The organism is Nocardia sp. NPDC004123 (assembly GCF_053603795.1).
Map to the genome: position 1 here is coordinate 83,668 of NZ_JBSGGG010000027.1, position 20,853 is coordinate 104,520.

The 20,853-nt window shown below is 69.8% G+C and carries 17 protein-coding genes; 11 read left to right on the forward strand and 6 right to left on the reverse strand.

What is annotated here, in order from left to right:
- Nucleotides 1–195 precede the first annotated feature (195 nt).
- The 5 genes from ACWEQQ_RS34005 (at nt 196) to ACWEQQ_RS34025 (ending at nt 4,918) form a co-directional block, all read left to right on the forward strand.
- Complete coding sequence (locus ACWEQQ_RS34005; protein ID WP_452341075.1) at nt 196–1,392, forward strand: AI-2E family transporter; 1,197 nt, start codon at nt 196–198, stop codon at nt 1,390–1,392.
- A 2-nt stretch (nt 1,393–1,394) separates the two neighbouring features.
- Entirely contained in the window at nt 1,395–2,579 is a 1,185-nt protein-coding gene (gene macS / locus ACWEQQ_RS34010) for a MacS family sensor histidine kinase (protein WP_452351092.1), read from the forward strand.
- A 36-nt stretch (nt 2,580–2,615) separates the two neighbouring features.
- A complete protein-coding gene (locus ACWEQQ_RS34015) occupies nt 2,616–3,278 on the forward strand; it encodes a response regulator (protein WP_452351093.1) in 663 nt (220 codons plus the stop codon).
- 108 nt (nt 3,279–3,386) lie between these two features.
- The gene (locus tag ACWEQQ_RS34020) at nt 3,387–4,028 is read left to right on the forward strand and encodes a DUF1707 SHOCT-like domain-containing protein (RefSeq protein ID WP_452341076.1); all 642 of its coding nucleotides are present in this window, start codon (nt 3,387–3,389) and stop codon (nt 4,026–4,028) included.
- A 74-nt stretch (nt 4,029–4,102) separates the two neighbouring features.
- Nucleotides 4,103–4,918: an alpha/beta fold hydrolase gene (locus ACWEQQ_RS34025; protein ID WP_452351094.1), complete on the forward strand. Its 816-nt coding sequence runs from the start codon at nt 4,103–4,105 to the stop codon at nt 4,916–4,918.
- Nucleotides 4,919–5,120: 202 nt separating this feature from the next.
- Here the strand turns inward: ACWEQQ_RS34025 and ACWEQQ_RS34030 are convergent, their stop codons facing one another.
- The 4 genes from ACWEQQ_RS34030 to ACWEQQ_RS34045 are packed head-to-tail and all read right to left on the reverse strand — an operon-like array spanning nt 5,121 to nt 11,437.
- On the reverse strand, nt 5,121–8,405 hold the full coding sequence (locus ACWEQQ_RS34030) for an MMPL family transporter (protein ID WP_452351095.1): 3,285 nt from the start codon (nt 8,403–8,405) through the stop codon (nt 5,121–5,123).
- On the reverse strand, nt 8,405–9,175 hold the full coding sequence (locus tag ACWEQQ_RS34035; RefSeq protein ID WP_364609557.1) for an NYN domain-containing protein: 771 nt from the start codon (nt 9,173–9,175) through the stop codon (nt 8,405–8,407). Before ACWEQQ_RS34035 ends, ACWEQQ_RS34030 begins: the two co-directional genes overlap by 1 nt.
- Nucleotides 9,172–10,005: a tRNA (guanosine(46)-N7)-methyltransferase TrmB gene (gene trmB, locus ACWEQQ_RS34040; protein WP_452341049.1), complete on the reverse strand. Its 834-nt coding sequence runs from the start codon at nt 10,003–10,005 to the stop codon at nt 9,172–9,174. Before trmB ends, ACWEQQ_RS34035 begins: the two co-directional genes overlap by 4 nt.
- 58 nt (nt 10,006–10,063) lie before the next feature.
- Nucleotides 10,064–11,437, reverse strand: coding sequence for a lipase family protein (locus ACWEQQ_RS34045; RefSeq protein WP_452351096.1), 1,374 nt, complete (start codon nt 11,435–11,437; stop codon nt 10,064–10,066).
- Between the two features lie 240 nt (nt 11,438–11,677).
- Between ACWEQQ_RS34045 and ACWEQQ_RS34050 the strand changes: the two genes are divergently transcribed.
- From ACWEQQ_RS34050 to ACWEQQ_RS34060, 3 genes are all read left to right on the forward strand, one after another.
- Nucleotides 11,678–12,346, forward strand: coding sequence for a GTPase domain-containing protein (locus ACWEQQ_RS34050; protein ID WP_452351097.1), 669 nt, complete (start codon nt 11,678–11,680; stop codon nt 12,344–12,346).
- 45 nt (nt 12,347–12,391) lie between these two features.
- Nucleotides 12,392–14,107, forward strand: coding sequence for a hypothetical protein (locus ACWEQQ_RS34055; protein ID WP_452351098.1), 1,716 nt, complete (start codon nt 12,392–12,394; stop codon nt 14,105–14,107).
- 170 nt (nt 14,108–14,277) lie between these two features.
- Complete coding sequence (locus tag ACWEQQ_RS34060) at nt 14,278–16,104, forward strand: phosphoenolpyruvate carboxykinase (GTP) (RefSeq protein ID WP_452351099.1); 1,827 nt, start codon at nt 14,278–14,280, stop codon at nt 16,102–16,104.
- Nucleotides 16,105–16,315: 211 nt separating this feature from the next.
- On the opposite strand, the gene ACWEQQ_RS34065 is transcribed toward ACWEQQ_RS34060, so the two are convergent.
- Nucleotides 16,316–17,749: an aldehyde dehydrogenase gene (locus tag ACWEQQ_RS34065; RefSeq protein WP_452351100.1), complete on the reverse strand. Its 1,434-nt coding sequence runs from the start codon at nt 17,747–17,749 to the stop codon at nt 16,316–16,318.
- 239 nt (nt 17,750–17,988) lie between these two features.
- Here ACWEQQ_RS34065 and ACWEQQ_RS34070 point away from each other — a divergent pair, with 239 nt between their 5' ends.
- Both ACWEQQ_RS34070 and ACWEQQ_RS34075 read left to right on the forward strand, forming a co-directional pair.
- Complete coding sequence (locus ACWEQQ_RS34070) at nt 17,989–18,192, forward strand: hypothetical protein (RefSeq protein ID WP_452351101.1); 204 nt, start codon at nt 17,989–17,991, stop codon at nt 18,190–18,192.
- 203 nt (nt 18,193–18,395) lie between these two features.
- A complete protein-coding gene (locus ACWEQQ_RS34075; protein ID WP_354841217.1) occupies nt 18,396–18,698 on the forward strand; it encodes a hypothetical protein in 303 nt (100 codons plus the stop codon).
- On the opposite strand, the gene ACWEQQ_RS34080 is transcribed toward ACWEQQ_RS34075, so the two are convergent.
- Nucleotides 18,660–19,487 (reverse strand): class I SAM-dependent methyltransferase, encoded by an 828-nt coding sequence (locus tag ACWEQQ_RS34080; RefSeq protein WP_452351102.1) that lies wholly within the window; start codon nt 19,485–19,487, stop codon nt 18,660–18,662. The genes ACWEQQ_RS34075 and ACWEQQ_RS34080 overlap by 39 nt on opposite strands.
- Nucleotides 19,488–19,672: 185 nt before the next feature.
- On the opposite strand from ACWEQQ_RS34080, the gene ACWEQQ_RS34085 reads away from it, so the two are divergent.
- Nucleotides 19,673–20,842, forward strand: a complete 1,170-nt coding sequence (locus tag ACWEQQ_RS34085; RefSeq protein ID WP_452351103.1) for a glycosyltransferase family 4 protein — start codon at nt 19,673–19,675, stop codon at nt 20,840–20,842.
- Nucleotides 20,843–20,853 lie beyond the last annotated feature (11 nt).

A 20,853-nucleotide genomic window follows, 5' to 3' on the forward strand; every position in this document is an offset into this window, starting at 1 on the left:
GGCGCAACGAGATCAGGCGTCACGTTACCGATCGAATGAAAGACCGTCATGTCGGCCGGGGCTCTTGCCCACGCTGGTTTTGCCGCCGCCGTAATGCGGACACGAACCAGTAGGCTCGCTGAGGTGAGCGAGGTGCAGGCAGGGTCCGGCAGATCGAGCGAGTCCGGCGGGGTGCGCCGGCACGACGCGGCGGCGGTGCACCCCATCGTGCGGCAGACCGCCGAGTGGTGCTGGCGGTTGCTGATCATCTTCGCGGCGGTGCTCGCGGTGGCCTATCTGGCGCGGCGGCTCTCGACGGTCACCATTCCGATTTCCATCGCACTGCTGGGCGCGGCCCTGATGGCGCCGCTGGTCAATTGGATGCAGCGGTTCGGGGTGCCGCGGGCGATCGGGGTGTTCGTGGCGCTGGTCGGGGCGCTCGGTCTGCTCGCCGGAATCATGACCTTCGTCGTCGAGCAGTTCGTCTCGGGTGTGCCGCAGCTGACGGACGAGTTCAAGACCTCCGTGCACCAGGTGCAGGACTGGCTGATCAACGGTCCGCTGCACCTGAGCAACGACCAGATCCGCAATGCGGGCGACACCATCGTCAAAACCGTCGAGTCGAACAAGGACGCGCTGACCAGCGGGGCCCTCACCACCGCCACGGTCATCGGTGAATTCTTCACCGGCACGTTCCTGACCCTGTTCATCCTCATCTTCTTCCTCTACGGCGGCGACCAGATCTGGGAGTTCGTGACCCGGATCGTCCCGACCCGGCACCGGGCGAAGGTGCGTCAGGCCGGGCGGCTGGGCTTCGGCACCCTGACCGGCTTCGTGCGGGCCACCGTCATGGTGGCGGCGGTGGACGCCATCGGTATCGGCGCGGGCCTGGCCATTCTCAATGTGCCGCTGGCGCTTCCGCTGGCCTCGCTGGTCTTCATCGGCGCGTTCATCCCGATCGTGGGTTCGTTCATCGCCGGTTCGGTGGCGGTCTTCATCGCACTCATGACCAAGGGCCTCGTCACCGCGCTCATCGTGCTGGGCATCACGGTGGCGGTCATGCAGCTGGAAGGCCATGTGCTGCAACCGCTGCTGATGGGCCGCGCGGTCCGTATCCATCCGCTGGCCGTGGTGCTCGCCATCGCGGCGGGCGTGGTGCTGGCGGGTCTCGCGGGCGGTCTGCTCGCGGTGCCGTTCGTGGCGGTGCTCAATACCGCCCTGCGCTCGCTGCTGGCCGACTCGCCCGACGAGCTCTACCAGGAGCTGCACACCGGCGATCCGAGCAAACCCATGTTCAGCGCCGAACCCGATACTCCCGACCCGGACCGCTACAAGGTGCCGGTACCCGTGGCCGAGGACGACCACGAGACGCCCCCGAAGCCCGCGGGTGGCAGCGGGGACGCCGGGGACTGACGGTGACCCGGGGGCAGGCGGAGCCCGATCCCGCCTGGGCGGCCACCGCGCCGCTGTGGCGGGCGGTGCAGGCGTTCCGGCTGGTCACCCTGCTGTACGCGGTGGGTCAGCAGATCGCCTCGGTGTCGTACTACAGCAATCAGCGGTTGAGCTGGGCGCTGATCGCCGTGATGGCGGTGTGGTCGGGTATCTCGGCGGTGCTGTTGTCGCAGTGGCGGATCCGGCACGAGCCGCGGGTGCGCACGGCCGTGGTGGTCGGCGACCATCTCGTGGTCATCGCCCTGATCTTCGCGACCCGTCTGGTCGCGCCCTACGACTGGTATCACCACCATCAGACCCTGCCCACCACGCTCTGGGCCGCCAATGCCGTTGTCTCCGCGGCGATTCTGTGGGGACCGTTCGGCGGCATCTGCTCGGGTCTGCTCATCTCCGCCGCCGTCATCACCGCACGTGCGCAATGGGACTTCGACGTGTGGCGCGATGCGACGCTGCCCGTCCTGATCTCGGTGGGCCTCGCGCTGGGCCTGGCCTCCGATACCGCCCGCCGCGCGCACGCGCAGCTGCAGCGCGCCGTCCGGCTCACCGCCGCCGCCCAGGAACGCGAACGCCTGGCCCGCGAGGTGCACGACGGAGTCCTGCAGGTACTCAGCTACATCAAGCGCCGCGGCAATGAAATCGGCGGCCCGACAGCCGAACTGGCGCAGCGCGCGGGCGAGCAGGAGGTGGCGCTGCGGGTGCTCATCTCCGAACAGGGCGATCGCACCGACGCCGAGGGCGCGGAGGACGATCTGCGGCCGCTGCTCACCGCACAGGCCACCCCGTCCGTGTTCGTCTCCACCCCCGGTCATCCGGTGCCGCTGGGCCACTGGGCGGCGCGCGAGGTCGCCGCCGCCGTGGCGGCCGCCCTCGCCAATGTGGTCCAGCACGCCGGTCCGGGCGCGAAAGCGTATGTGCTGCTGGAGGATACCGGCGACGAGCTCATCGTGAGCGTGCGCGACGACGGCCCCGGCATTCCGCCCGGCCGGCTCGCCGAGGCCGAAGGGCAAGGGCGCATGGGTGTTTCGCGGTCCATCGTCGGGCGCATCGCGGCCCTCGGCGGCACCGCGCAGCTGCTGTGCGAGGCGGCGCCCGCCGACAGTGAGGGCGCGGAATGGGAGTTCCGCGTGCCCCTGGAACCGCGACGCTGAGAGTCTCGAACGGCCACAATGAGATCGGAGGCGGACATGACCGAATCGGATGCCGGAATCACGGTGATGGTGGTGGACGACCACCCGATCTGGCGGGACGGGGTCGCCCGCGATCTGGCCGAGGCCGGATTCGACGTGGTCGCCACCGCCGACGGCGTGCGCGCCGCCGGGGCCCGCGCGAGCGCCGTGCAACCGGCGGTCGTGCTCATGGACATGCAGCTCCCCGACGGCAACGGCGCCGACGCCACCGCCGAGGTGCTGCGGGTCTCCCCGCACACCCGGGTGCTGGTGCTGTCGGCCTCCGCCGAACGCGACGACGTGCTCGACGCCATCAAGGCCGGCGCCACCGGCTACCTGGTCAAGAGCGCCTCGGCCACCGAACTGCTGGACGCCGTCCGCGCCACCGCGGCGGGACAGGCCGTCTTCACCCCGGGCCTGGCCGGTCTCGTGCTGGGCGAGTTCCGCCGGATCGCCGGCACCCCCGCCGAACGTGACGAACCGCACCGCCCCGCTCTCACCGATCGCGAGACCGAGGTGCTGCGCATGGTGGCGAAGGGCTTGTCCGCCAGGCAGATCGCCACCCGGCTCGGGCTCAGTCACCGCACCGTGGAGAACCACGTGCAGTCCACGCTGCGCAAACTGCAGCTCGGCAATCGCGTCGAGCTGACCCGCTACGCCATCGAGCAGGGCCTCGAGTAGGGGGACGGTTCAGGGATTGCCCTGATGCGGTGGCGGCCCCGTGCTGGCTAGCCTCGAAGCATGGGAGGTCCTGAAGCGGTTTCCGCGATCGTGACCGGCAACGCCGTGATCGGCGACCGGGATCTGCGAGTATCCGATGTCGAACGCGAACATGTCGGCCGGCTGCTGCAGCGTGCGGTCGGGCTGGGCATGCTGTCGCTGGGGGAATTCACCGAGCGCATGGACACCGCGCTCGCGGCCAAGACCCGCGGCGAACTCAATGCGGTGCTGATCGATCTGCCGGGCGTCCGGCTGGTCGGGCAGCCCGCCCCCGCCGGGCAGCATTTCGTGCAGCCGCCGCCCCGGTACGCGACCGCGCACCGGATGCCACCGGCCGTGCCCTCCAATGTGATTCGCGCGCGGCTGTCGGGCGTGGAGCGCAAGGGCGCCTGGCACGTGCCGCCGGCGCTGGCGATCAACAGCATGCTGGGCAGCGTGCGCCTGGACTTCACCCAGGCCGTCATGTCCACCCAGGTGGTGGAGATCCACGTGAACGACACCTGCAGTTCGATCGAACTGATCGTGCCGGCCGAGGCCACCGTGGACCTCAATGCCATCGACCTGATCGGCTCCAGCGCCAACACCAAGGTGCGCACCGGCCCGCCCATCGGGCCGCTGCACCTGGTCGTGCACGGCACGCTGCGGTTCAGCTCGGTCACCGCCAAGCACCCGTTCGGCACCAACTGGAAGCGATTCCTCAACGGTGCGTGACCGCCGGGCCCGAGGCCGCAGTGCCGCGGAATCGAGCGCGGCGGCGGGCGGATCCGGGCGGTAGGGTCACGCACATGGTGGAAGGTGTCGCGATTCCGGAGGCAGTGCATCGATCCGGCGGCGGCGAGCCGCTGCTCCTGCTGCACGGTGTCCTGCTCACCTGGCAGTCCTGGGGCGCGGTGCTCGACGAGCTGGCCACCGGCCACACCGTGCTCGCCCCCACCCTCCCCGGCCACTGGGGCGGACCCGAGGCCGCCCGGCCGGCCACCGTGGCCGCCCTGGCCGACCACTGTGAGCGCCTGCTCGACGAATCCGGTTGGGACACCGCGCATATCGCGGGCAATTCGCTGGGTGGCTGGATCGCGCTGGAACTCGCCGCCCGCGGCCGCGCCCGATCCTGCACCGCCATCGCCCCCGCGGGCCTGTGGCGCACGCCCGCCGCCGCCGATTCGCTGCTGCGCAAGTTCCGGGCCTTCGGCCCGCTCATCGGCCTGGGGCCCGACCGCCGGCCGAGCATGCCCTCGCTGCTGCGCAGCCTGCTGCTCCCGCTGCTCGCCGATCGTCCCGCCCTGGTGCCGAATCCGCTGGCCAAGGCGATGACCGCGGCCATCACCGAATGCGCCATCGTCGATGACCTGGCCGAAGATCCGGATCTCCCAACGGGTTTCACCCGGCTGGGCGAACTGGACGTACCCACCAGCATCCTGCTGCCCGACCGCGACCGCGTGCTGCCGCCCCACGTCTACGCCCCGCTTACCCCCACCCGGATCATCGATGTGCGCGCCCTGCCCGATCTCGGCCACGTCCCCATGCTCGAGGCCCCGGATCTGATCACAGCCGAGATCCGCGCCACCATCGCCCGCGCCGCGACGCCCGCCCACCCCGCCTGACCGGCTCGGCGGGTCTCCACCGCCGAATCGGGGAGCAATCGCCCGCCGCCCGGGTGTCGCGATCCCCCCATACCCCAGCTGCGATTTCACCCGGTGCTTTCGCCGGCCTTCGCCGACATGGACTCTGGCGCTCGTCTCGCGTGGCCGCTGAAAAAGGAAGGCCCGGCCGAGGATTCGGCCGGGCCTTCCTGATGTCCGGGTATCAGTCGTGGTTCTGGCGGCGGAGCAGTTCGTTGACGCTCACCGTGCGTCCGTCGCCGCCCCGATGCTTGGCGTCCTCGTCCGGATTCTCGGCGGGCGGGCGACGCCGTGAGGAGCGCAGATCCGACATCCACTGCTCGATGCTGCTGCGGCCGGGGCCGTCCTGCGGCGCATCCTGGGCGGCGTGGTGCGTCGGATGCTGTTCCTCGGCAGCGGTTTCCGCGAGCTGTTCGGTGGGCTCGCTCTGCTCCGGCTCCGGCGGGTGCGGCTGGTACAGCTGCGCTCGGGTCGCCGGATGCGGCGGGATCTTCGGCGTCGGCGGCGGCAGCACCCGCTCCGAACCGACCACCGGTGCGGGCGGCTGCGAATCCGCGGGCGCGGCAGCCGCTCCCGGCTGCGAGATCGACGGCATCGGGTTCACGGGGGCGACCGGCGGGGCCACGGCCTCGGGCGTCCGCTGCGGCAGCCCGCTACCGGCATTCGCGGATCCCCGTGCGGGAGAGGCGAAGTCGCCGATGGGGTGCGGGGCCATCGGGCCGCGCGCCGCTCCCGGACCGGTGGGGTTGGCGCCCAGACCGGTGCGGCCGGAACCGAGATCGGTGGTCGGCGCGTCCTCTGCGGCCGCGCTGACGCGCCGCGGGGCGAGCGGCGGGGTGACCTCCGCCGGTGCGGCGGTGCCGATTTCACTGACCGGCGTGGGCGACGCGGGGCCGGGTTCACCGATGCCGACAGGCTTGGCGAAGGCCGGGGCCGGGGTCGTCGACGGGGTGACCCCGTGGCCGGGACGCATGGCGGCGGACGGGAATCCGGGCGCGCGCTTGGTCTCCGGGGCAGCCGCGGAGCTGTCGGCGGGCCGCGCGGGCTCGGGGGGCTGCGGGGACTCGGTGCGCTGGGCGGGCTCCGCGGGCTGGACGGGCTCGGCGGGCTGGACGGGCTGGGCCCGCTCGACCTTGTCGATGCGCTGGGTCGGGGCCTCGCTGTCCACATCGACGGTGCGGGCCGGGCGCGGCTTGCGCGACCGCGCCGGGGCGGCGGTGCCGTCGGACAGGATCGGGATCTGCATGGTGACCGGGTCGGTGATCGGGGTGGTCTTCACCAGGTCGACCACCTCGCCGCCGCCGGGCCGCTCATCGTCGAGGATGGGCTCGCCCAGGCCGATCTTCTGCTGGATCTTCTTCATCCACTTGGGCGCCCACCAGCAGTCGTCGCCGAGCAGTTTCATGGTGGCCGGCACCAGCAGCATGCGCAGCACGGTCGCGTCGATGAACAGCGCTGACACCATGCCGTAGGCGATGTACTGCATCATCACCAGGTCGGAGAACGCGAACGCGCCGGTGACCACCAGCAGGATGAGCGCGGCGGCGGTGATGATGCGGCCGGTCTGCGCGGTGCCCGCGCGCACCGCCTCCGTGGTGCTCGCCCCCTGGGTCCGGGACTCGACCATGCGGGAGAGCAGGAACACCTCGTAATCGATGGATAGGCCGTAGACCACGGAGATGATCAGCACCAGCACCGGCGACATGATCGGCTGCGGGGTGAAGTTCAGCAGGCCCGCGCCGTGGCCGTCGATGAAGATCCAGGTCAGGATGCCGAGCGTGGAACCCAGGCCGAGCGCGCTCATGAGCGCGGCCTTGATGGGCAGCACCAGCGAGCCGAAGGTGAGGAACATCAGGATGGTGGTCACCAGCACCACCAGCGCGATCATCAGCGGCATGCGATCGACCAGCTGATCGATGCTGTCCTGCATCATCACCGGGGTTCCGCTGACCATCACCTCGGCGCCGTCCGGGACGTCGATCGCCCGCAGGTCGTCGATGGTCTCGGTGATGTCGCTGCCCTTTTCGAGCGGCCGCGAGGTCGTCCACACATTGGAGCCGTTGGGCGGCGTCTGCGGGAGCGAGAACGTGGTCTTGGGCTGCAGTCCGCGGGCCTGGTTGGCCTCGTTGAGGATGGTGCCGATGTCCTTCGGGTTATCGGTGAGGATGACCAGCTGGACCGGGTCGGCCTTGCGCAGCGGGAAGGTCTCGTCGAAGTGCTGCTGCGCCAGGCGGGTCGGATTGTCCGGCGGCAGATAGGTTTCGCTGATACCGCCGAACTGCAGGTTCTTCACCGGGATGATCAGCAGCAGCAGGCCGATGGTCAGCGGGATGGCGACCTTGAGCGGGTGCTTCATCACCCAGGCGGTGAGTTTGCCCCAGAAACCGTTCTCGATTTGCTCGGCGGTCTTGGTCTTGCGGAACCGCTTGAGCCCCAGCGCATCCACGCGCGGACCCAGAATGGACAGCAGCGCGGGCAGGATGGTGACCGCGGACACCGCGGCCAGTGCGACCGTCGCGATGGTGCCGTAGGCCACCGACTTGAGGAAGCCCTGTGGGAACAGCAGCATGCCGGCGCTGGCCGCGATGATCATCGTGGCGGAGAACAACACGGTGCGGCCCGAGGTCACGACCGTGCGCCGCACCGCCGCCTTGGTGTCGTAACCGTCGGCCACCTCCTCGCGGAAGCGGCTCACGATGAACAGGCCGTAGTCGATCGCCAGGCCCAGGCCGATCATCGAGACTACCGGGGAGACAAACGAATTCACCTCGGTGAACTTGGTGATCGCCATGACGATGCCGTTCGCGCCGAGCACCGTGAGACCACCGATGATGAGCGGCAGGGCCGCCGCCACGATGCCGCCGAAGATGAAGAACAGCAGGATGGCCACCACCGGAATGGCGATGATCTCCATGCGCTTCTGGTCCTGCGCCATGGTGTCGTTCAGCGTGCCCGCGACCGGCTGCAGACCGGCGACCTCGACCTTGACGTCCGGAATGTAGAAGGCGTCCTTCACCTTCCGGTAGTTCCGCACCATGTCGGTGTCGTTGTCGCCCTTGATGGCGACGGAGGCGAAGGCGTGCTTGCGGTCCTGGCTGGCGGCCTGGGCCAGCTGCTGGCCGGTGTTGGTCTTCCACGGCGAGCCGTTGACCTGACTGATCTCCGGGTGCTTCACCGGCAGGTTGTTCAGGTTGTCGATGATCTTCTGATTCCACGCGGGATCATCGATGGTGCTGCCGTCCGGCGCGGTGTACAGCACCACCACGTCGCTGTTGTGATCGCGTCCGTACACCTGGTCCTTCAGGACCGCGGCCTGAGAGGACTGGGAGTTCGGGTCGAACCATCCGCTGGAGCTGAGATGGTCCTCCAGCCCGAATCCGAAGGCTCCGAGCGAGAGCATTGCCGCCACGACAACACCGAGCACGGTGTAGCGCAGCTTGTAGACCAGGTCGCCCCAGCGGGTGAACACTAAGCGACTCCTTGAGCGGGGCGGGAGGTGAGCAGGGCCGACAGCGGCCGGAACGGCTGCAGCCACGCACCCTCGTCGGGCAGCGAGTCGAGGCTGACCCGGGGCAGCGGTTCACGGAACACGCCCGGGATGTCCTCGAGGTCGATGAACTCGAGAATATCCGACGTGACCGCCCAACTCGCGTGCTCGCGGAAACCCAGCACCTGAACAGGCACGCCGGAGCCGGCGATCTCCTCGAGCGGGGCGCGGAACGCCTGCCCGTCGGCGGAGGCCACCATGATCCCGGCCAGACCCGCGCCGCGACGGCGTAGCTCGATGTGAGAGAGCATGTCGCTGTCCACATCGGAGTCTTCGTCGATCTTGGGTTTGGCGAAGACGGCGTAGCCGACATTGCGCAGCGCCTCGACCCAGGGGCGCACCACATCGGCGGTGCCGGGGGCGATATTGGTGAAGACCGTGGCCTCGGGTTCGACCCGGGTGGTGCTGCCCACCGACAGTTCCGCGGTGCGGGCCAGCAGCCAGCGGCCCAGCGCGTCGAAGCGCGGGCGATAGGCGGCGGTCGGGCGTCCGCCGAGGATGGCGCCCAGGCCCATGTCGAGGTTCGGCGCATCCCAGACCAATAGGACGCGGCGCACATCGGTGGCGGTGCCGCCCAGGGCGACCCCGGCGTTGCCGTGGAGCCCTGTGGTGCCCGATAGTTCGGTCGAATCGGTGCCGTGCATTATTCCGGCAACTTCCGACACACCGTGGGCCATCTCACTGACGCTCATGATTCGATCTTCCCCCAGATGAACTCGGTGATGGCGCTACCCGCGCGGAGTCCTTTGTTTTCGAACTTGGTAATCGGGCGTTCGAAACCAATCGGTGCTTTGTTCCGGTAGGCCTCGGGATCCCCTCCGGTCGGCTCGTTCATGCCGATGAGCTGGGGTTCCGCATTTCCGTACAGGCCGATCCACTCGGCGTAGTCCGCATGGTCGGTCGCCACATGCAACACGCCGCCCGGAATCAGCCGACTTGCGATGAGTGCGAAGGCTTCCGGCTGCAACAGCCGCCGCTTGTGGTGGCGCGCCTTCGGCCACGGGTCCGGGAAGAACACGCGCACCCCGGTCAGCGATTCCGGAGCAATCATATTTTCCAGGACATCCACGGCATCGCCGCGCAGCAGCCGGAGGTTGTCGATGCCCTCGCGCTCGACGCGCTGCACCAGCTGGGCCAGACCCGGCTTGTAGACCTCGATGCCGATCAGGTTGAACTGCGGCTCGGCCTGCGCCATGGCCGCGGTGGCGGTGCCGGTGCCACAGCCGATCTCGATGATCAGCGGCGCCGAGCGCCCGAACCAGGCGTCGGCGTCCAGCTTTTCGTCGGAGACGTCCTTGCCGATCACCGGCCACACCCGATCCCAGGCGTCCTGACGCGCGGGCGATACCGCGCCGCGGCGGGCGCGGAAGCTGGTGACCCGGGGGTAGAGGCGGTTGCCCGCGGGCCGATCCGGCCGGCCGATGGCGGCTTCCGAGTGATCGGCGTCACCGTTGGGCTGGGCGGGCCGCGGCCCGGGAACTGGCTCGGCAGTGTGGTTCGCGGCGTCGTTCACGGCGTCCATTGTCCAGTACCGGATAGTTCGCGCAGCAATCGACCACGGTTGCGGCGACCGCGATCACTCAGGCTGCCAGGCCCGAGACCTCGCCGGACGCCGGTGTGGCGGCCGGGCGCAGCGGCAGTCCGAGGGTGACTCGCATTGCGGTAGTTGCCATTTCCACCATGCCGCGCCAATGTGCCGGGGACAGCGCTACCGACCAGACGGTCTTGGTTGTGGGTTCGGTAAGAATCTTCCCGGCCAGCCGATCGGCCAGCCAGTCCAGGCTCATCGGGGTCGCCAGCGGCAGCAGTGAGAAATGCTCGCTGAGGCGATCGCGGACATACCAGACCGCCGCGCCGCCCGCCCGGTACCGCTCGACCTGACCGTCGATCCCCGCGGCATCGATGACCTGGTCGTGCACCGGCTGCACCACCAGCACCGGGCACGCGGGCGTGCGATTGCCCAGGCGCAGCTCGTCGAACATGTCCTCGAGATCCGGCAGGATCTCCGCCAGCGGACGCCGCAGATAGTCGTCCATGCGGCGGCCCACCAGCAGCGGCAGCACCGCGATCGGGCCCAGGGAGCGGGCGCGGTCCAGCAGGCGACGGCCCTCGGGGGTGAAGTCGCGGCGCACCACCTCGGCCAGCGCCGGGTAGACCTGCTGCAGCGCGGCGATCACGATCGCCGGAAAGCCCGCGAACAGGCCGCCGTTCAGGTTCAGGAACACGTGGCGGGGATCACCGACGGGCGCGCCCAGCACCGCCCCGACGATATTGAGCTCGGGCGCGTACTCGGGAGCCATCTCCACCAGCCACGAACTGGCCATGCCGCCACCGGAATAGCCCCACACGGCGACCCTGGTGTCCGCGCGCAGACCCAGCGGCGCGAAACGCAGTGCGGCGCGGACACCGTCGAGACCGCGGTAGCCGGGCTCGCGCGCCACGCCGAAATTCCCCTGCGGCCCTTCATGATCGGCGATGCTGACCGCCCAGCCGCGGCGCAGCGCGTTCGCGACCAACAGCCATTCGAGCTGGGTGATGGATCCGGGGGACAGGGCGCCGCGCTGCAGCGCGTAGGACGGGGCGCAGCGGTCGGTCACGGCGTCCATGGCGGTCTGGAACGCCAGCAGCGGGCGCTCCGCATCTGGTTCGGCGCCCTCGGGCAGCAGCACGGTGGTGACCGCGACCTCGGGCCGGCCGTGCAGATCCTGGCTGCGGTACAGCAGCTGCCAGGCCGTCACGTGTTGCGGCACCAGGCCGAACAGCGCGATGTCGACCGGGCGGCTGCGCAGCATCGTGCCCGCCGCGTGGCGGGCGAACCCGCGCGGCGGATGGAAGAAGGGGTCCCGGCCCGGTGGCAGCGGGCGGCTGCTCGGCTGCCCGGCCGCTGCCGGTCGTAGTGTCCCTTTCGGGCCCGGTGTCCCGGATGATTCGATGACGTCCGCATTGACGGTCATCGCCACCTCCCCTCGTCGCGCCCGGCCGTGGACCGAGAGGGATCGCCGCAGCCGTGCATCGGCCCTGATGCCGACCGAATCGCCAGAGTAGGGCAATCGCAGGTGTCTGTGAAGAGCGGTTGCGTCGAATTGTGCGGGCGCACAGAAGGACCCGGACCGGTCTGCTTCCTCACCGCCTGACCTGCGTGTTTGTGATCCGAAATGCCCACGTGCCCAGGGGCTTCCGGCTAGGCTGCCCGCGTGCCGGTCGGGCGATCTCCGCGCATCCAGGTGACGGGCCGGGCCCGTGCGGGCAAAACCACCCTGCGACATGCACTGTCGCTGCTCACCGCGGAAGAAACCCGGCCGGTCGACCAGCCCGGGCAACCGGACCCCGCACTCGACGCGGATCTCGTCCTCTACGTTCTCCCCGGCCTGGCCGGCCACGCCGACCGCCGCCTGCTCGCCACCGTCCACCCGGACCGCGCCCTTGTGGTACTCAACAAGGCCGATGCCATCGGCGCCCGGTGGCCCGACGCCGCCGTGGCGGCCGCCGACCTCAGCGCCGAACTCGGTCTGCCCGTCTTCCCGGTGGTCGCGTCCCTCGCCGCGCGCACCCGCTCGGGCACCCTCACCGACGCCGACCTCCGCACCCTCCACCGCCATCGCGACCGCCCCGACCCACCCCTCACCCTCTCGCACGACCTCTTCACCGCTGCCGACCTCGCCCCCGACCTGGAATCCCGCCGAGCCCTGCTGGACCGCTGGGATCTCTTCGGCGTCTCCTGCGCCCTCGCAGCCCTGCGCCGCCACCCCACCCTGCCCCCGCAGCTGCTACTGCAGATCCTCCACTGCGCCAGCGGAATAGACCCCCTCCACCACGAACTCCACCGCCGCTACGAGGCCGTCGCCGCTGCCCTCGGCGATTGATTCGCCCGGGGCCAAGCCGAATACGCCGCCGGATACGAATCAGCGGTGTTGATCCCCGAACCCCGCCCCGCTGACTCGCCGCCGCTGCACGGGCTCGAACTGCCGCCGTTGCAGCGGCCGGCCCCGGCCGATGCGGACCGGTCCGTCCGGGGCGGTGCACCCGTCGCCGAACCTCCCGTATCGCCGGCCGAGCTGCCCGCGGTGGTGGAAGCCGTTGTCATGCGCTGGAATCCGCACGGTCTGGCCCTGCTGCGGGCGATTGTCCCGGAGCCGCGGGCCGGAGTCACCGCGATCGCGCTCCTCAGCGGCGACGAGTCGCACGCGGCGGCATTGCGGGTCGAGTTGGCTCGGTTCCAGCCGCGTATCGACCTCATCGTCGTCACAGCGGCCGGAGCCGGCACCGCGGACGCCGATCCGGCGTCCTCGACCGGCGCGGGACCCGGGGCGCGCCCGTGTCCGGTGGCGCTCGTCGTGCTCGACGCCGGGGCGCTGATCGGCGGCGAAATGCTGGCGCGGGTGCGGGCGCTGCGGGCGGACGGGACGCGGATCGTGTTCGCGCTGGATGGGATTCACGCGCATCGGCAGTGGCGGGAGGTGCGGAAGCTGGATGTCGAGCTGCTGGCGAAGGCCGGGGGCGAGAGCGGGGCGGAGATCGTGCCGGTGTCGGCGCGGATGGCGGCGGTGGCGCGGGCGGCGGGGGATCCGGCGCTGCTGGACCGGTCGGGGGTGGGGCTGTTGCACGCGCGGCTGGTGGCGGCGGCGGGGGCGGGAGCGGTGGCGGATCAGGTGGCGATCGTGCGGGAGCGCGTGGTGGCCGAGACGCGGCGGCGGATCCGGGCGCAGCTCGGGAAGTTGCGGGACGGCGGGGATGTGGCGGGACTGCGGGAGGAGCGGGCGCGGCTGCTGGCGGTGAGTGACGGCGGGCGGGGCTCGGCCATGACGATCGTGCGGAATCGGCTGCAGTTGGCGCGAGTGGATCTGTTGCACGAGGTCGGAGCCAGAATCCGGGCACTGCACGGGGACCTGCGGGCCGAAATCGAACGCCTGCCGCGCCGCGCACACGCCGAATTTCCGCGGCATGTGAGCGATTCTGTGGAAAAACTCACACAGGAGATGGATCGCTCGATTCGCTCCCGGATCGGCGAATTGTGTCGTCAGGTCGAAGAATCCGTCGCGGAGGAATGGCATATATCTTTTCCGGCACCCGCGGAACGGGTGTCGAGGGCGGTCCCCACGCCGGGCCCGCGGCTGCGAGGTGCCGAGGACCACCTGGTGGTCGCGCTCGGCGCCTCGGCCGGCTTCGGACTGGGCCGGCTGGTGGTGGCGCCGCTGGCCCTGCTGCAGGCCTTCGACTTCGCGATCGTGCCGGTCAGTCTGCTCCTCGGTGCCGCCGCCGCGGGCTGGGTGGTGCGCGCCCGCCGGCACCTCGCCGATGGTGCTCACCTGCGGCAATGGGTGGCGGACACGCTGGTGGACGCCCGCGCGCAGCTGGAACAGCGGGTCGCCACGGCCCTGGTCGACGCCGAGGAACGGCTCACCGACGAAGTGCACCGCAGTGCCACCGCGCGCATGGTGGAAACCGATCTGCGGGTCGGTGAATTGGAGGCGCAATTGCGGCAGGCGGCGCAGCGGCGCCCCGCTTTACTGCTGGCATGCGACCGTGACCTGGCCGCACTTGAATTCGCTCAGCGGCTGGTCGGAGGTTTCGACCCGGTACCGAGTGGACAACCCGATTCCGTACACCCCGATATATGGCGTTAACCTCTATGGCAGGAACCAGGGCATCCGTTGCGTTCTTGTACGCGCGTCCAGCCGGTACGGGCAAGCGGCGAGAACCAGCGGGAGCCCTGCCGCAATTGGTGGCACTCGGTGTCGCGAGCCGTGGTCCTCGGCTCGATGACCTCGGGGCCGCCCATCTCAGGAGAGTTTTCATGACCTCAGCGACCATTCCTGGTCTTCACGATGGCACCGCGCCCACCGAGCACAAGGAACTGCTTGCCTGGGTACAGGAGGTCGCAGAACTCACCCAGCCCGACCGCGTGGTCTGGTCGGACGGTTCCGACGAGGAGTGGGACGCCCTCACCACCAAGCTGGTCGAGGCGGGCACCTTCAAGAAGCTGAACGAGAGCAAGAAGCCCAACTCGTTCCTCGCCCTCTCCGACCCCTCCGACGTCGCCCGCGTCGAATCCCGCACCTACATCTGCTCGAAGACCGAGGCCGACGCCGGTCCGACCAACAACTGGGTCGACCCGGCCGAGATGCGCGCCACCATGACCGAGCTGTACCGCGGCTCCATGAAGGGCCGCACCATGTACGTGGTGCCCTTCTGCATGGGCCCGCTGGGCGCCGCGGACCCGAAGCTGGGCGTCGAGATCACCGACTCCGAGTACGTCGTGGTGTCGATGCGCGTGATGACCCGCGCCGGCAAGGCCGCCCTGGAGAAGCTCGGCGCCGACCGGCCGTTCGTGAAGGCGCTGCACTCGCTGGGCGCGCCGCTGGCCGAGGGCCAGGCCGACGTGCCGTGGCCGTGCAACGACACCAAGTACATCACCCACTTCCCCGAGGACCGCGAAATCTGGTCCTACGGTTCGGGTTACGGCGGCAACGCGCTGCTGGGCAAGAAGTGCTACTCGCTGCGCATCGCCTCGGCCATGGCGCACGACGAGGGCTGGCTGGCCGAGCACATGCTCATCCTCAAGCTGATCTCGCCGGAGAACAAGGCGTACTACGTGGCCGCCGCGTTCCCGTCGGCCTGCGGTAAGACCAACCTCGCCATGATCCAGCCGACCATTCCGGGCTGGCGCGCCGAGACCCTCGGCGACGACATCGCGTGGATGCGCTTCGGCGAGGACGGGCAGCTCTACGCCGTCAACCCGGAGTTCGGCTTCTTCGGCGTCGCGCCCGGCACCAACCACTCCTCCAACCCCAACGCGATGGCGACCATCGACGCGGGCAACACCGTCTACACCAACGTCGCGCTCACCGACGACGGCGACGTGTGGTGGGAGGGCCTGGAGGGCCAGCCCGATCACCTGATCGACTGGAAGGGCAACGACTGGTACGAGCGCGAGTCGGAAACCCTGGCCGCGCACCCGAACTCGCGCTACTGCACCCCGATGTCGCAGTGCCCGACCCTGGCCCCCGAATGGGACGACCCGCAGGGCGTGCCGATCTCGGCCATCCTCTTCGGCGGCCGCCGCAAGACCACCGTCCCGCTGGTGACCGAGTCCTTCGACTGGCAGCACGGCGTGTTCATGGGCGCCACCCTGTCCTCGGAGCAGACCGCCGCCGCCGAGGGCAAGGTCGGCACCGTGCGCCGCGACCCGATGGCCATGATCCCGTTCATGGGCTACCACGTGGGTGACTACATCGGCCACTGGATCAACCTCGGCAAGAACGCCGACGCCCAGAAGCTGCCGAAGATCTTCTACGTCAACTGGTTCCGCCGCGGCGAGGACGGCCGCTTCCTGTGGCCCGGCTTCGGCGAGAACTCCCGCGTGCTGGAGTGGATCGTCAACCGCATCGAGGGCACCGCGGAGGCCGAGGCCACCCCGATCGGCAATGTCCCCACGGCCGCCAACCTCGACCTCGAGGGCCTGGACGTGAACACCGCCGACGTCGACGAGGCGCTCGCGGTCAACGTCGAGGAGTGGAAGCGGGAGATCCCGCTGATCGACGAGTGGTTCGAGTTCATCGGCGACAAGCTGCCCTCCGGCATCCGCGACGAGTTCGAGGCCCTGAAGCAGCGCTTGGGCTAGCCCGCCTCCCCGGGACTTCAGCGGGCGGCCTGGGAGCCGCCCGCTGACCTGTACCCGTGCCGGCGGTCGGGTGCCAACCCGATTTCGGGGGTACCCCAGGAGTTACCCTCGCCTCGCGAAATCAGTTGCACCGGAACGAAAGCCAACAAGAAGGGCTCGTCCGCGCCACTCCGGTGCGGACGAGCCCTTCTTCGCGTTTTACGAGCGTGGATCAGCTGCCCATCGGCATGAGCAGGGACTTCTGCTCGCAGTAGGCGTCGAGGCCCTCGGGGCCGTTCTCGCGGCCGATGCCGGAGGTCTTGTAGCCGCCGAAGGGGGCGCAGGGGTCGAAGGCGTACCAGTTGATGGCGTAGGTGCCGGTGCGGACCTTGGCCGCGATGGCGGCGCCGTGCTCGATGTCGGTGGTCCAGACCGAGCCGGCGAGGCCGTAGTCGCTGTCGTTGGCGATGGCGACGGCCTCCTCCTCGGTGTCGTAGGGCAGGACCGAGAGGACCGGGCCGAAGATCTCCTCGCGGGCGATGGTCATGGCATTGGTGACGTCGGCGAAGACGGTGGGGCGGACGTACCAGCCGGGGAGGTCGGCGGGGCGGTCGCCGCCCAGGATCAGGCGCGCGCCCTCGTCCTGGCCCTTGGCGATGTAGCCCTCGACGCGCTCGCGCTGCTTCTCCGAGATGAGCGGGCCCAGTTGGGCATTGGGGTCGTCGGGCAGGCCGACCGGGAGCAGGCCCACGGAAGCGGTGAGGGCGTCGAGGATTTCGTCGTAGCGGCCGCGCGGGGCGAGGATGCGGGTCTGGGCCACGCAGGCCTGGCCGCTGTTCATCAGGCCCGCGAAGGCGAGCTTGGGCATGTCGGCAATGTCCATGTCGGGCAACAGGATCGCGGCGGACTTGCCGCCCAGTTCCAGCGAGCAGCGCTTGAGCTGGCTGCCCGCGATGGCGGCGATCTTGCGGCCGACCGCGGTACTGCCGGTGAAGGTGACCTTGTCCACGCCCGGGTGGGAGACCAGGTATTCGGCGGCGTCGGCCTCGGCGGGCAGCACCGACAGCACGCCCTCGGGCAGCCCGGCCTCGGCGAAGATGTCGGCGAGCAGGTTGGCTGCCAGCGGGGTGAGCGGCGCGGGCTTGAGGACGACGCTGCAGCCGGCCAGCAGGGCGGGCGCGAGCTTGTTGACGGCCAGGAAGAGCGGGACATTCCAGGCGATCACGGCGGCGACCACGCCGACCGGTTCGCGGGAGACCCGGGTGGTGCCGAACAGGCCGGTGCGAGATTCGGTCCAGGGGAAGGACTTTCCGAGTCCGGCGTAGAAGTCGAGGGTGGCGCGGGCGGGGACGTAGTTGAGGGTGCTCGCGGCCAGGGTGGGCGCGCCCATCTCGGCGGAGAGGGCGGCGGTGAGGTCGCCGGCCTTCTGATCGAGCAGGGCGACGACGCGGGTCAGCAGGGCGGCGCGCTCCTCCGGCGGGGTGGCCGGCCAGGGTCCGCTGTCGAAGGCCCGGCGGGCCGCGGCGACCGCGGCGTCGACGTCGGCGCGGGTGACGACGGGCACGCTGCCGACGGTTTCCAGGGTTGCGGGCGAGACGACGGGCAGGGTGTCGGCGCCGGCCGGCGCGGTCCAGCGGCCACCGATGAACAGACTCTGGTACTCCATGAGAACACGTTACAGTTTTGCGCTCGGCGCTGTCCCCGGCATGTGGGGCAAATGTCCCGCTGACCGGGATCTTCTTTGAAATGGGACTCCTCGGTTTCTAAGTCGCCCGGTCAGCGGCACGGCGAAACCTGATTCGGATTCGGGGTTGCCCGGACGTGGCCTATGCTCGGTCCAGTACGCCTTTCTCCACCATTCTGGTCGGTTGCTATCTATTAGCTCTTCGAAAGGTAGATCCCCGCATGTCCGATGTGCGCCTTGTCGATTTCCTGCTCGCCGAGCTCTCCGATGTCGACTCACCGGGTATCAGCACTCCCATGCAGCGGGCTGCCGGTCAGTTGCAGCGGGTGCTGCCGCCGGGGTGGCACGTCGAGGTGGTGGAGGCCACCTATCCGACGGTCCGGAAGGGGCAACCCGTCTTTCGACTCCTGCTGCCCGAGGACTGATCCGCTCCGGATATGCAGGACTGCAAGCCCTTCCGCATCCTTGCGGCAAACTGGTAGCAGTCCACAATATCGAATTCCGACCTGTTGGTTGGCTTTTCACCGAACGCACTATTGCATTCGGCAGCCGTAGCGAGCATGCTTTATAGCTACCGTGGATAGCTCGCTCGATTCATGAACCGTTACCGCACAGGGGAGTCCGAGTCATGGCGGTGCAAGTGGTCGGCAGATCGCTGATGACCAGTGATCTCACGCCGCATCAGGCGAAAAGCGTCGGCGCAGGCGGTTGGGTGGTGTCCTTCCTGCCGGGCCGGACCCTGACCACCGAGCAAGCCGCCGCCGCGTTACAGGCGGCCGAAGCGGTTGCCACCGTGAATGCGCTCGCAGGTCAGGTCGGCCTGACCGCCTTGGAGACGGTCGGGTTGGCTACCCAGGAGTCACCGTGGGGCGAACCTGAACCCTGCACCGGCCTACGCCGGATCTGGCGGCGCGGATTCTCCATACGCTGACCGCGGCCGCTTGGTCGCCACCACCACCAGGTTGCTGACCAGCAGCTCCCGCAGTACCGGGACGTGCACCATCCACCAGGCCCAGCGCGGGTGATAGCGCGGGAACACCGCGAGAATCCCGATGTCGTCCGGAGTTTCGCGCGCCCACCGCACGCCCTCGGCCGCCCGCACCGCGAACAGCGAACGCCCGAAACGGTTCTTGGGCTCCCGCCCGTGCTTGCGCCGATACCGCCGCGCCGCGTACTCCCCGCCCAGGTAATGCCACGGCCCGGTCTCGTGGCCACCGAACGGCCCGTGCCACACCGTGTACGAAAAGACCATGAGGCCACCGGGTTTGGTGACCCGCAGCATCTCCGCGGCCATCACCCACGGCTGCGGCACGTGCTCGGCCACATTCGAGGAGATGCAGACCTCCACCGCGTCATCGCGGAACGGCAGCGCCATCCCCGACCCGCGCACCGAGCCCGCGACCCGCAAACCGGCCGCGTGCATCTCCGACGGATCCGGCTCCACCGGCAGATAGCGGGCCCCCGCCCGGCCGAACTCTTCCGCGAAATAGCCCGGACCGCCGCCCACATCCAGCACGATCGCCCCGCGCAGCGACTTCCCGGTCAGATCCCGGTAGAAGTCCGACACCAGATCGGCGGTATCGGCCGCCACCCCGCCGTAGAACACGGCCGGATCGGTCTGCTCGAACCGGAAACTGCTCAGCAGCCGTAGCGACCGGCGCAGCGTCGCCCGGCGGGCGAATCGCGGGCGGCGCGGTCTGGTCTGATCGGCTCGAAGCACGGCGGCAAGTTTCGCACAGCCGCGCACCGGCCCGGACACCCGCTCGCAACCTCGCACTCCGGCATCGATTCGCGGCACGCGCAGGTCGGATGACCGCTGCTGGCCCGGAACGGGCGGGCGGGCTATATGGTGGAGCCCATTGTCTGCCTGTCCCCGACCGACCCTGACCCCTGGAGAATCCGCCCGTGCATGAAGTGCTGCTGCTGTGCTGGCGCGACACCGGGCATCCACAGGGTGGCGGGAGCGAGCGATATCTGGAGCAGGTCGGGGCGCAGCTGGCCGCACGCGGTGTCAAGGTCACGCTGCGGACCGCGGGCTATCCGGGTGCGGCAAGGCGGGAGTCGATCGACGGCATCGAGATCAGCCGTGGCGGTGGGCGGTTCACGGTGTATCCGAGGGCGCTGGCGGCCATCGCGCTGGGTCGGTTCGGGATCGGCCCGCTCAAGGGGTTGCGGCCCGACGCGGTCATCGACACCCAGAACGGCATCCCTTTTTTTGCCCGGGCCGCCACGGCCGCGCCGACCGTGGTGCTCGTGCATCACGGGCACCGCGAGCAGTGGCCGGTGGCCGGGCGGCTGGTCGGGCGGATCGGCTGGTGGATCGAATCGCGGCTGTCACCGCGTGTGCACCGCGGCAATCAGTACCTGACGGTTTCGCTGCCGTCGGCCGAGGAGCTGACCGCGCTCGGGGTGGCCGGGACGCGGATCGCGGTGGTGCGCAATGGCGCCGAACCGATCCCCGCGCAGGTGCCGGCCGGCGACGACGCCACCCGCACCGCGCACCCCAGCATCGTGGTGCTCTCGCGGCTGGTGCCGCACAAGCAGATCGAGGACGCCATGGCCGTGGTGGCCGGGCTGCGCGGGCGGATCCCGGGCCTGCACCTGGACGTGGTCGGCGACGGCTGGTGGGCCCCCAATCTGCGCGCCCACGCGGACGAGCTCGGGATCGCCGACGCGGTCACCTTCCACGGCCACGTCGACGAGGACGAGAAGCACCGGCTGCTGGGCCGCGCCTGGGTACATGTGCTGCCCTCACGCAAGGAGGGCTGGGGGCTGGCGGTCATCGAGGCGGCCCAGCACGGGGTGCCCACGGTCGGGTACCGCAGTTCACGCGGGCTCACCGACTCCATCGTGGACGGCGTGACCGGGCTGCTGGTCGACGATCCGGCCCAGCTCGTCGAGGCCGTGGGCGAACTGCTCGGCGATCCGGAGTCCCGGATGGTGCTGGGGGAGAAGGCGCGGGCGCGGGCGCGGGAATTCTCCTGGGAACAGACCGGGAACGGCGTCTACGAGGTGCTGTCCGCGGTGACACGCGGCGAGCGGGTGAGCGGATTGATCGCGCCCGCGCGAGTGTGATTCGCGGGCAT